The organism is Micromonospora sp. U56 (assembly GCF_018070095.1).
Classification (GTDB): domain Bacteria; phylum Actinomycetota; class Actinomycetes; order Mycobacteriales; family Micromonosporaceae; genus Micromonospora; species Micromonospora purpureochromogenes.
The window spans coordinates 64,151-74,843 of the sequence record NZ_JAGPYL010000017.1 but is presented as its reverse complement, the minus strand read 5'-3'; the positions used below and the strand labels follow the sequence as shown (position 1 = coordinate 74,843).

At 72.8% G+C, this 10,693-nt stretch carries 13 protein-coding genes and 1 riboswitch; of the genes, 1 reads left to right on the top strand and 12 read right to left on the bottom strand.

Annotated features, from left to right (window positions below; translation table 11 throughout):
* The 5 genes from KBX37_RS09290 to KBX37_RS09270 form a co-directional block, all read right to left on the bottom strand.
* The coding region (locus tag KBX37_RS09290; RefSeq protein ID WP_210775478.1) for an FAD-dependent oxidoreductase at nt 1-479 on the bottom strand (479 nt) is incomplete at its 3' end.
* Complete coding sequence (locus KBX37_RS09285) at nt 473-1,099, bottom strand: thiamine phosphate synthase (RefSeq protein ID WP_210775477.1); 627 nt, start codon at nt 1,097-1,099, stop codon at nt 473-475. The genes KBX37_RS09290 and KBX37_RS09285, both read right to left, overlap by 7 nt.
* A riboswitch (TPP riboswitch) is annotated at nt 1,093-1,200 on the bottom strand. (Overlaps the previous gene by 7 nt.)
* 241 nt (nt 1,201-1,441) lie before the next feature.
* Entirely contained in the window at nt 1,442-2,404 is a 963-nt protein-coding gene (locus KBX37_RS09280; RefSeq protein ID WP_210775476.1) for an aldo/keto reductase, read from the bottom strand.
* A 42-nt stretch (nt 2,405-2,446) separates the two neighbouring features.
* Nucleotides 2,447-4,126, bottom strand: a complete 1,680-nt coding sequence (locus KBX37_RS09275) for an ABC-F family ATP-binding cassette domain-containing protein (protein WP_210775475.1) — start codon at nt 4,124-4,126, stop codon at nt 2,447-2,449.
* A 41-nt stretch (nt 4,127-4,167) separates the two neighbouring features.
* Nucleotides 4,168-4,773, bottom strand: coding sequence for a class I SAM-dependent methyltransferase (locus KBX37_RS09270; RefSeq protein ID WP_210775482.1), 606 nt, complete (start codon nt 4,771-4,773; stop codon nt 4,168-4,170).
* Between the two features lie 128 nt (nt 4,774-4,901).
* Between KBX37_RS09270 and KBX37_RS09265 the strand changes: the two genes are divergently transcribed.
* Nucleotides 4,902-6,014, top strand: a complete 1,113-nt coding sequence (locus tag KBX37_RS09265; protein ID WP_210775474.1) for a hypothetical protein — start codon at nt 4,902-4,904, stop codon at nt 6,012-6,014.
* Nucleotides 6,015-6,199: 185 nt separating this feature from the next.
* Here KBX37_RS09265 and truA read toward each other — a convergent pair whose 3' ends face one another.
* The 7 genes from truA to rpmJ form a co-directional block, all read right to left on the bottom strand.
* Entirely contained in the window at nt 6,200-7,030 is an 831-nt protein-coding gene (truA, locus tag KBX37_RS09260; protein ID WP_210775473.1) for a tRNA pseudouridine(38-40) synthase TruA, read from the bottom strand.
* A 74-nt stretch (nt 7,031-7,104) separates the two neighbouring features.
* Nucleotides 7,105-7,662, bottom strand: a complete 558-nt coding sequence (rplQ, locus tag KBX37_RS09255) for a 50S ribosomal protein L17 (RefSeq protein ID WP_210775472.1) — start codon at nt 7,660-7,662, stop codon at nt 7,105-7,107.
* Nucleotides 7,663-7,696: 34 nt separating this feature from the next.
* Nucleotides 7,697-8,719, bottom strand: a complete 1,023-nt coding sequence (locus tag KBX37_RS09250; protein WP_210775471.1) for a DNA-directed RNA polymerase subunit alpha — start codon at nt 8,717-8,719, stop codon at nt 7,697-7,699.
* Between the two features lie 96 nt (nt 8,720-8,815).
* The gene (rpsD, locus tag KBX37_RS09245; protein ID WP_154941830.1) at nt 8,816-9,442 is read right to left on the bottom strand and encodes a 30S ribosomal protein S4; all 627 of its coding nucleotides are present in this window, start codon (nt 9,440-9,442) and stop codon (nt 8,816-8,818) included.
* 14 nt (nt 9,443-9,456) lie between these two features.
* A complete protein-coding gene (rpsK, locus tag KBX37_RS09240; protein WP_013288613.1) occupies nt 9,457-9,864 on the bottom strand; it encodes a 30S ribosomal protein S11 in 408 nt (135 codons plus the stop codon).
* Nucleotides 9,865-9,882: 18 nt separating this feature from the next.
* On the bottom strand, nt 9,883-10,263 hold the full coding sequence (gene rpsM / locus KBX37_RS09235) for a 30S ribosomal protein S13 (RefSeq protein WP_076466650.1): 381 nt from the start codon (nt 10,261-10,263) through the stop codon (nt 9,883-9,885).
* Nucleotides 10,264-10,524: 261 nt separating this feature from the next.
* Nucleotides 10,525-10,638: a 50S ribosomal protein L36 gene (rpmJ, locus tag KBX37_RS09230; RefSeq protein ID WP_043965539.1), complete on the bottom strand. Its 114-nt coding sequence runs from the start codon at nt 10,636-10,638 to the stop codon at nt 10,525-10,527.
* Nucleotides 10,639-10,693 lie beyond the last annotated feature (55 nt).

Below are 10,693 nucleotides of genomic sequence, written 5' to 3'. Positions count from 1 at the left end.
GCCACCAGCCGCCGCGGGTCGACCTGGTGGTCGCCGGGCGCGATCGCGCCGCCGCGCACCCGCGGCGCCAGCGCCGGCTCGCGGTCCCGCAGCTCGGAGGGGCGCAGCGGCGTGATCGGCAGCCCCAACCCCCGCTGGTACGACCAGAGTCGCCGCGCCTCGGCCAGGTCGTCACCGGTGAGCCCGACGACGAGGGTGCCCTCGGTGCGGTGGCCGAAATCGGTGCCGGCGGCCTCGGCCAGCTCGGCGGCGAAGCCCGGCCAGCGGGCGGCCGACTCGGTGAGCAGCCCGGTCAGCTCGTGCTCCCCGAAGTACGCCTCGGCGACCGGCGAGAGCATCCCGGCGGCCACGTGGGACGCGCCGGAGCCGGGGGCGGGGTCGTGCACGACGACGCGCAGCCCGCGCGCGGCGCAGCGCCAGGCGATTGCCAGCCCGACCGGTCCCGCCCCCACCACGGCGACGTCCGGTCGGGTCAGCACGTCAGCGCCCCGAGCAGCTCGGCGGTAGCTCGGGCCGGATCCGTTGATCCGGACAGCGCCCCCACCACCGCCACCCCGTACGCCCCGGCGGCCCGCAGCGCCGGCACCGACGCGGCGGTCACCCCGCCGATGGCGATCACCGGCACGGCGACGGCCTCGGCGACGGCGCGTACCCCGGCCGGGCCGATCGGGGCCGGCAGGCCGACCTTGGTGGTGGTGGCGTGGCAGGGGCCCACGCCCAGGTAGCTGGCCCCGGCGGCGACCGCCTCGGTGGCGGCGACCGGTTCCCGGGCGGTGGCGCCGAGCACGGCGGCGGCGCCGAGCACCCGGCGGGCCGCCCCGACCGGCAGGTCGTCCGCGCCCACGTGGCCCCCGGCGGCGCCGACCGCGAGCGCCACGTGCAGCCGGTCGTTGACCAGGCACGGCACCCCGTACGGCGCGCAGAGCGCGAGCACCCGGCAGGCCAGGTCGTACGCCTGCCGGTCGGTGGCGTCGTCGTCCACCCGGACCTGTACGACCAGCTCGGCGCGGGCCACCGGCAGGGCGGCGCGCAGCACGGCGAGCGGGTCGCGCCCCGGCCGGGTGTCGGTGATCAGATGCAGTCGTCCCAGGGACGGCACGGCAAACTCCTCCCTGCGCCGGCATTACCCGGATCAGGTTCGACGGTCGGGGGCTTCAGCCCCCCTCTCAGCCCGGTGCACCGGGCTCCCGTGGGTCACTTGCGGCATACCGTACGACGGATGCGCCGATCCGCCAAGGGCGGGGGTGCGCTTTTCCCACGGACCGTCTCAACTCGACGGTGCGGGCAGCGCGTGACGGACCGCTCACGCCATGCTGTCCGGTTGGCCTGAGTGGAGGGCCGGGCACGAAAGAACGGGGCACCTCGGAGGCGTCGCAACGACTCCGAGGTGCCCCGCTCACGGGTGGTACGACCGCCGGCGGGTCGGCCGACCGGCCGACGGTCAGAGGATGGCGTCGAGGGCGTCCAGGTCCTCGTCGGTGGGCTGCCAGGTCCCGGCCTCGGCGTTGGCCCGCACCTGCTCCGGCGTGGTGGCGCCGGCGATCACCGAGGTCACCGCCGGACGGGCGGCCAGCCCGCCGATCGCCACCTGGAGCATCGACAGGCCGCGTTCGCCGGCGTACGCCTCGATGGCCTCGATGGTGTCCCAGTCCGCGGCGGCGAGGCGCTGCGCGTACCGGCCGCCGCCGGAGAGCCGGCTGCCGGCGGGGGGTGCCTCGTTGCGCTTGTACTTGCCGGTGAGCAGGCCGTTGGCGAGCGGGAAGAACGGCAGCATGCCCAGGCCGAACCGCTCGCAGGCGGGCACGACCTCGGTTTCGACGGAGCGTTCCAGCAGCGAGTAGTGGTTCTGCGCGCTGATGAACCGGGCCCGCCCGTTGGACGAGGCGACCCAGTCGGCGTCGGCGATCTGCCAGCCGGCGAAGTTGGAGTTGCCGAGGTAGCGGACCTTGCCGGCGCGGACGAGGTCGTCCAGGGCGGCGAGCGTCTCGTCGATCGGGGTGCCCGGGTCGGGCTCGTGCATCTGGTACAGGTCGATGTGGTCGGTGCCGAGCCGGCGCAGCGACGCCTCCACCGCCCGGGCGATGTAGCGGCGCGCGCCCCGGGCGCCGTGGTCGGGGCCGTTCATGCCGTGCATGTCCATGCCGAACTTGGTGGCCACCACCACGTCGTCCCGGCGCCCCTTGAGCGCCTGCCCGAGCAGTTCCTCGGAGCCGCCCTGCGGCTCGCCGTAGATGTCGGCGGTGTCGAAGAAGTTGATCCCGGCGTCGAGGGCGGCGTCGACCACCGCCCGGGTGTCGTCGAGGTCGAGCTTGCGGCCGAAGTTGTTGCAGCCGATGCCGACCACGGACACCACGAGCCCGGAGTCGCCCAACCGGCGGTAGGTCATCTCAGTCACGTGATCCACCCTATGCCCGCCGCGAGCGACGGGCCCCGCGACCGCCGCCCGTCAGCGCACGTCCCAGACCGGCTCCGGCGTCTCCACCACCTCGCCGTCGCCGCCGAACAGCACGAACCGGTCGAAGGACCGGGTGAACCAGCGGTCGTGGGTGACCGCGACCACCGTCCCGGAGAACGCGGCCAGCCCGGTCTCCAGCGCCTCGGCGGAGGCGAGGTCGAGGTTGTCCGTCGGCTCGTCGAGCAGCAGCAGGGTCGCCCCGGACAGTTCCAGCAGGAGCACCAGGAAACGCGCCTGCTGCCCGCCGGAGAGGGTGCCGAAGCGCTGGTCGCCCTGCGCGGCCAGCTCGTACCGGCTGAGCGCCGCCATCGCGGCGTGCCGGTCCATCCCGGCCCGGTGATCGTCGCCCCGCCAGAGGATCTCGACCAGGGTCCTCGCCACCAGCTCGGGCCGGTCGTGGGTCTGGGAGAAGTGGCCGGGCCGAACCCGCGCGCCGAGCCGGACCGTGCCGTCGTGGGCGACCGGGGCCAACGCGGCCGCGCCGTCGACCGGGCCGTTGGCCGGGTCCGGGTCGGTGCCGCCCCGGGCGAGCAGCCGCAGGAAGTGCGACTTCCCCGTCCCGTTGGCGCCGAGCACGGCGACCCGGTCGCCGTACCAGAGTTCCAGGTCGAAGGGGTAGGTCAGGCCGTCGAGCTCCAGCTGGTCGCAGATGACCGCGCGCTTGCCGGTCCGCCCGCCGGCCAGGCGCATCCGGATGTCCTGGTCCTTCGGGGGTACGGGCGGCGGCCCGGCCTCCTCGAACTTGCGCAGCCGGGTCTGCGCCGCCTGGTAGCGCGACGCCATCCCGTCGTTGTACGCGGCCTTCTGCTTGTACATCAGCATCAGCTCACGCAGCTTCTGGTGTTCCTCGTCCCAGCGTTTGCGCAGCTCGTCGAGGCGGGCGTGCCGGGCCACCCGGGCGTCGTACCAGCTGGCGAAGCCCGCCGGGTGCACCCAGGCGCTGCCGCCCTCGACGGCGACCACCCGGTCGGCGGTCTGGGCCAGCAGTTCCCGGTCGTGCGAGACGTAGAGCACGGACTTGCCGGACTCGCGCAGTCGCGCCTCCAGCCAGCGCTTGCCGGGCACGTCGAGGAAGTTGTCCGGCTCGTCGAGGAGCAGTACCTCGTCGGTGCCGCGCAGCAGCAGTTCCAGGGCGAAGCGCTTCTGCTGCCCGCCGGAGAGGGTCCGCACCGGGCGGTCCCGGGCGGCGTCCCAGGGCCGGTCCAGCACGATGGTGGCGACCGTGTCGAAGAGCACCTCGGCGTCGTACCCGCCGGTCTCGCCCCAGGCGGCCAGCGCGTCCGCGTACGCCAGCTGGGCCTTGCCGGCGGCGGTGCTGTACTTGCCGCGCAGCTCGGTCGACCGCATGGCCGCCTCGGTCTCGGCCAGCCGGCGGCCGGCGTCGCGCAGCGCCGGTGGGGCGAGCGAGAGCGCCAGGTCGGCGAGCGTGGTGTCGTCCCCGATCATGCCGATGAACTGCCGCATCACGCCGAGGCCGCCGGCCCGGGCGACGGCGCCGGTCTTCACCGGCAGGTCGCCGGCGACCATCCGCAACAGCGTCGTCTTGCCGGCGCCGTTCGGGCCGACCAGGGCGACCTTGGCACCCTCACCGACCCGGAACGACACGTCGGCGAAGAGTTCCCGGCCGTCGGGGAGGATGTGCCCGACCCCTGCCACGTCCACGTATCCCACGCCGGCATCCTGCCGGAGCGGGCGGCGCGGGCGACACCCGATTACCGGGTGACCCGCAGCACCCGGTAGCCCTTCTGGCTGGCGTGCCGCTCGACCTGCCAGCCGCCGTCGACCAGCCAGCGGTGCAGCGAGTCGCCGCCGAGGTGGCGGGCGATCACCAGCCAGGCGACGCCGTCCGGGGCGAGTCGCGGCAGCCAGCGGCGCAGCAGCTCGTGCAGTTCGGCCTTGCCGATGTGGATCGGCGGGTTGGACCAGATCTGGGCGAAGGTGACGTCGGCCGGGACCTCGTCCGGGGCGACCGCCCGTAGCCGGTCGGCGGCGCCGACCCGGCGGGCGTTCTCGGTGGTGAGGGCGCGGGCCCGCTCGTTGACGTCGACCGCCCAGACGGTGGCGGCCGGTGCGCTGGTGGCCAGCACGCAGCTGATCGGCCCGAAGCCCGAGCCGATGTCGAGCAGGTCACCGCCGACGGCGGCGGTCGGCAGCTCGGCCTTGCGCAGCAGGACGGCGGTGCCGGGGTCGAGCCGGTCGGCGGAGAAAACCCCGCTGGCGGAGGCCAGGGTGTAGTCGCGCCCGGCGACGGAGAACTCGACCTCCCGCGGGCGCGCCGCGGCGGTGGGGTTGGTGGAGAAGTAGTGGTCGCCGGTCACGTCCGGCATTCTCCCACCGGCCCGGATGGCGGTCGCGGTCGCCTCGACGGGTAGCACTCCGACGCGCCCGCGCCGGAATTTCCCGTTATTACCCCCCTAAAGGGGCAATGGCTCCTACTCTGGGCGACATGGTGTATCGGTACGAGTCCGATGAGGACGCCTTCGTGGAGTACCCGCGGTCCGGGTCGGACCTGCCGGAGTTCGCGCCCGGCCCGCCCGCGCCGGCCGGGCCGTCTCCGTCCCGTTTCCCCACCCCGTCACTGCCGCGGGCCACCCGGCCGGCTCCCCCGGCCGCCGACCCGGTTCCGGTCCGCGCGTCCGTCCAGCTCCCGCCGACACCCACCCTCCCCCGCGAGTACCCCCCGACCGAACCGACCGAGCCGACCGAGCCGACCGAGCCGCCGGAGCCGCCCGCGTCCGGCCGGTCCGGCTCCGGGCGCGGCGGTGGTCGGCTGTGGCAGGTGCTCGTCGGCGGTGCGGCGGTGCTGGTCCTGCTCGCGCTCTGCGGCCTCGGCGCGGCGGCCCTGCTCGTCGACCGCACGCCGAGCGACGACCCGACGGCGGCGGCACCGCAGCCCACCACGGCGTCGCCGGTCGACGGGTCGACCGCCGACGACCTCGACTCCCGCGACACCGACCAGCAGCCGCTGACCGCCCGCGAGGTCTTCGCCGGCAAGAAGCTGGTGGTGGCCGACGGACGACCCGCCTACGACGTGCTGACGACGCACTCCGGCGGCAGTTGCGCGGTCGCCGCCACCGGTGAGATCGCCGACCTGCTGGTCCGGCTCGGGTGCAGCCAGGTGGTACGGGGCACGCTGCGCTCCGCCGACGGCGAGCACCTGGCCACCGCCGGCCTGTTCAACCTGACCGACAAGGCCAGCGCGCAACGCGTCCGGGACCGGATCCGGCAGCTGCTCGACGAGCGGCAGGGCCGCTTCCGCGGCCTGGCCGCCGGTGACGGCACCGAGGCGCTCACCACCGCCGCCGCCCGGGTCGGCTGGCAGGTACGCGGCCACTACCTCGCCTACTGCCTGGTCGTCCGCGCCGACGGCGGCGGCGTGCCGGCCGGCGACACCGCGGTCCGCGACATCATCTACGACCTGATCGAGCTGCACCTCGACAAGGGCGTGCTCGAACGGCGGGCCGCCGGCGGCAGCGCCGTCCAGCCCACCGCGAAGGCGACCGAGGGCACCGGCACCCAGGGCGGCAACGCCACTCCTGACGGGCTGCCCGGCAACTGAGCCGCCGGTCGACGGCGACACGACGCGAGGCCCGGTCCGAGTCCTGCGGACCGGGCCTCGCCACGTGTTCCCGCTGGCCTGAGCACGGCCCGTCACGCGTCACGCCGCCCGCGCGGGCGCGCCGCGCACCGGCTCGGTCGGGCGCCCGACTTCGTCGAGGACGCGGTCTCGCACCGGACCGGGGGTCAGGCCTCGGTAGGGACGCGGAGGCGGCGGGTGAGGTCGGCGCGGCGCGCGTACTCGGCCGGGTCGTCCGGGTAGCCGACCGCGACCAGGGTCAACCCGTGCGCCGCCGCGACGGTCACCTCGCTGGAGCGTTCCCGCCGGCTCAGCAGGCTCGCCGGCCACTCGACCGGCCGCCGGCCGTCCCCGGCGACCAGCATCGCCCCGACCAGGCTGCGCACCATCGCCTGGCAGAACGCGTCGGCCTGCACGGTGGCCACGAGGATGCCGTCCGGGTCGCGCCGCCAGTCCAGCCGGGTCACCTCGCGCAGCGTGGTGGCGTTCTCCTTGCGCCGGCAGTACGCGGCGAAGTCGTGCTCCCCCACCAGGCCGGCCGCGGCGGCGTTCAGCGCCGTCAGCTCCAGCGGCTTCGGCCAGGCGAGGGTGTCGTGCCGGCGCAGCGGCTCGGCGCCCCAGGGGGCGTCGGTCACCCGGTACTCGTAGCGCCGGAAGGTCGCCGAGAAACGGGCGTCGAAGTCGGCAGGCACCTCGCTCATGGCGCGGACCCGCACGTCGGTCGGGAGCAGCCGGGCCAACCGGCGCAGCAGCCGCCCGTCGTGCTCCCGCCACACGGCGGTGGGCAGGTCGAGGTGGCAGACCTGACCGGTCGCGTGCACCCCGGCGTCGGTGCGGCCGGCGACGGTCAGCCCGGTCGCCGTGCCCGCGCCGAGGACCAGGTCCAGCGTCTGGGTCAGCACCCCGGCGACCGTCCGCCGGGTCGGCTGGGCGGCCCAGCCGGAGAAGTCCGTGCCGTCGTACGAGACGTCCAGCCGCAGCCGGGTCCACTCGTCCACCTCGTACCTCCCGTTCACGCCGTCGGGCCCGGCACCCCAGGAAGGGATGCCGGGCCCGACGATGACGCCTGTGCTCAGGCCTTGTTCTCGCTGGCCTCGTCGCTGTCCTCGCGGGCGGCGTCGGTGTCACCGGACGCCGACACCGGCGGCTCGGCGTCCTGGTCGCCCGAGTTCGACTCCGGGGTCTCCTCGGCCGGGGCCAGGGCCTCGACCTTGTCCTGCTGGGCGGCCTTGCGGGCGGCGGTCTTCTTGTTCGCCTTGGGCTCGGCGACCTGAAGCTCCTCGACCAGCTCGATGATCGCCATCGGAGCGGCGTCACCCTTGCGCGGACCGGTCTTCACGATCCGGGTGTAGCCACCGTTGCGGTTGGCGTACCGGGGCGCGATCTGGTCGAACAGGGCGTAGACCACGTCCTTGTCCTTGACGACGCCCAGCACCCGCCGGCGCGCGGCGAGGTCGCCACGCTTGGCCTTGGTGATGAGCTGCTCGGCCAGCGGACGCAGCCGCCGGGCCTTCGTCTCGGTGGTCTGGATCTTGCCGTGCTGGAACAGCGCGGTGGCCAGGTTGGCCAGCATCAGCCGCTCGTGCGCGGGGCTGCCGCCGAGGCGGGGGCCCTTGGTGGGCGTGGGCATGCTTGGTGCTCCTCAGGTGTGGCGGCAGCGCGGACTAGAGCTGCTCGGTCTCGCGGTAGTCGTCGGTGTCGTAGTCGGCCTCGCCGAAGGCGTCCACGACGTGCGCCGGGTCGAAGTTCGGAGCCGAGTCCTTCAGCCCGAGACCCATCCCGGCGAGCTTCATCTTGACCTCGTCGATCGACTTCTGACCGAAATTCCGGATGTCGAGGAGGTCGGCCTCGGTACGCCCGATGAGCTCACCAACGGAGTTGATGCCCTCGCGCTTGAGGCAGTTGTAGGAGCGGACGGTGAGGTCCAGCTCCTCGATCGGCAGGGCCAGGTCCGCCGCGAGCTGGGCGTCCTGCGGGGACGGCCCGATGTCGATGCCCTCGGCGGTCTCGTCCAGCTCCCGGGCCAGGCCGAAGAGCTCCACCAGCGTCGAGCCGGCGGAGGCCAGCGCGGTACGCGGGCCCATCGACGGCTTGGTCTCGACGTCGATGATCAGCCGGTCGAAGTCGGTCCGCTGCTCGACGCGGGTCGCCTCGACGCGGTACGTCACCTTGAGCACCGGCGAGTAGATCGAGTCGACCGGGATCCGGCCGATCTCGGCGCCGGCCTGCTTGTTCTGCGCCGCCGTGACGTAGCCACGACCCCGCTCGACGGTCAGCTCCATGTCGAGCCGGCCCTTGCCGTTCAGGGTGGCGAGCTTCAGGTCCGGGTTGTGCACCGAAACGCCGGCCGGGGGCTGGATGTCGCCTGCCGTCACGTCGCCCGGGCCCTGCTTGCGCAGGTACATGCTGACCGGCTCGTCGTGCTCGGAGCTGACGTTGAGCTCCTTGATGTTGATGACGAGCTCGACCACGTCCTCCTTGACCCCGGGGATCGTGGTGAACTCGTGCAGCACACCGTCGATCTTGATCGAGGTGACCGCCGCACCCGGGATGGACGACAGCAGCGTACGACGCAGCGAGTTGCCCAGGGTGTAGCCGAAACCGGGCTCCAGCGGCTCGATGGTGAACCGGGACCGGGTCTCGTTGATCGACTCCTCGGAGAGGGAGGGTCGCTGGCTGATGAGCATCTTTTCTCTTCTCTTCCGGGACGCCCGCTATTTGACGCCCACGACACAAACTGTTCCGGTGGCCCGCCCCGGAGGGCGGGCCACCGCAACGAGCCCTTACTTGGAGTAGAGCTCGACGATCAGCTGCTCCTGGACCTGGGTGTCGATCACCTGGCGGGCCGGGAGCGAATGCACGAGGATCTTCATCTGGCTCGGGATGGCCTCCAGCCACGCCGGAACCGACCGCGAACCGGCCTGAGCCTGCGCCACCAGGAACGGGGTGAGCTCCTTGCTCTTGCCCCGGACCTCGATGATGTCGTGCTCCTTGACCCGGTACGACGGGATGTCGACCTTCTTGCCGTTCACCGTGAAGTGGCCGTGCTTGACCAGCTGGCGGGCCTGGTCACGCGAGCTGGCGTAACCGGCCCGGTAGACCACGTTGTCCAGCCGCGACTCGAGGATCTGCAGGAGAACCTCACCGGTCTTGGCCTTCTTGCTCACGGCCTCTTCGTAGTAGCCGCGGAACTGCTTCTCCAGCACGCCGTAGACACGACGGGCCTTCTGCTTCTCACGGAGCTGGAGCAGGTACTCCGTCTCCTTCGTGCGGCCGCGGCCGTGCTGCCCGGGCGGGAACGGCCGGGACTCGAACGGGCACTTCGGACCATCGCACTTGCTGCCCTTGAGGAACAGCTTCATCTTCTCCCGCCGGCAACGGCGGCAGTCAGCACCGGTGTAACGAGCCATCTCTCTCTAACCTCTCAGACCCGGCGACGCTTCGGCGGACGGCATCCGTTGTGCGGCTGCGGGGTGACGTCGGAGATCTGCCCGACCTCGAGGCCCACGGCCTGCAGCGAACGGATGGCGGTCTCCCGGCCGGAGCCGGGGCCCTTGACGAACACGTCGACCTTGCGCATGCCGTGCTCCATCGCCCGACGCGCGGCGGCCTCGGCGGCGAGCTGCGCGGCGAACGGGGTCGACTTGCGGGAGCCCTTGAAGCCCACCTGGCCGGACGAGGCCCAGGAGATGACCGCACCGGTCGGGTCCGTGATGGACACGATGGTGTTGTTGAAGGTGCTCTTGATGTGCGCCTGCCCGTGGGCGACGTTCTTGCGTTCCTTGCGCCGGACCTTCTTGACGGCGGCTCCGGCACGAGCCTTCGGTGGCATAAGTCTGTGCGCTCCTAGTTACTTCTTGCCGGGCTTCTTCTTGCCGGCGACGGTCCGCTTCGGGCCCTTCCGGGTCCGCGCGTTGGTCTTGGTCCGCTGGCCACGGACGGGTAGGCCCCGGCGGTGCCGGATACCCGCGTAGGAGCCGATCTCGACCTTGCGGCGGATGTCAGCGGCGACCTCGCGGCGCAGGTCGCCTTCTACCTTGTAGTTGCCCTCGATGTGGTTGCGGAGCTGGACCAGCTCCTCATCCGTGAGGTCCCGGGCGCGCTTGTCCGGCGAGATGCCGGTGGCGGCGAGCGTCTCCAGGGCACGGGTACGACCGACCCCGAAGATGTAGGTGAGCGCGATCTCCATCCGCTTCTCGCGGGGGAGGTCGACGCCGACTAGACGTGCCATGTGCGGGCGTACTCCTCGTGATGTTGTGGCGGAGGTCTGGACCCGTCCCACCCCGCTACCGGCCGTCCCGTCCTTCCGACGCTGTCAGCGCCGGCGACCGGGATCGGTCGTGCCCGAGCGGGCCCCGGCCTCCGACCGGGGGTCAACCACGATTGAGTACGCGCTGCGTACCGCTCGCGGCTGGAACGAGCTGATGATGTGCTGTCTGGATCTGCGGTCCGGACCGATCCGACCGGCCGTGTCACGACCGGTGGGACTGGTTCAGCCCTGGCGCTGCTTGTGGCGCGGGTCGCTGCAGATGACCATGACCCGGCCGTGCCGGCGGATCACCCGGCACTTGTTGCAGATCCTCTTGACGCTCGGCTTGACCTTCACGGTTGCCTTACTTCCCATCTGGCCCGGTGGCGCGACCACGCGCGACGCCGGACGT

Coding starts and splice junctions, on each gene's coding strand:
- KBX37_RS09265 (WP_210775474.1), top strand. CDS start 4,902: ATGGTGTATCGGTACGAGTCCGATGAGGACGCCTTCGTGGAGTACCCG.
- rplQ (WP_210775472.1), bottom strand. CDS start 7,662: ATGCCCACGCCCACCAAGGGCCCCCGCCTCGGCGGCAGCCCCGCGCAC.
- KBX37_RS09250 (WP_210775471.1), bottom strand. CDS start 8,719: ATGCTCATCAGCCAGCGACCCTCCCTCTCCGAGGAGTCGATCAACGAG.
- rpsD (WP_154941830.1), bottom strand. CDS start 9,442: ATGGCTCGTTACACCGGTGCTGACTGCCGCCGTTGCCGGCGGGAGAAG.
- rpsK (WP_013288613.1), bottom strand. CDS start 9,864: ATGCCACCGAAGGCTCGTGCCGGAGCCGCCGTCAAGAAGGTCCGGCGC.
- rpsM (WP_076466650.1), bottom strand. CDS start 10,263: ATGGCACGTCTAGTCGGCGTCGACCTCCCCCGCGAGAAGCGGATGGAG.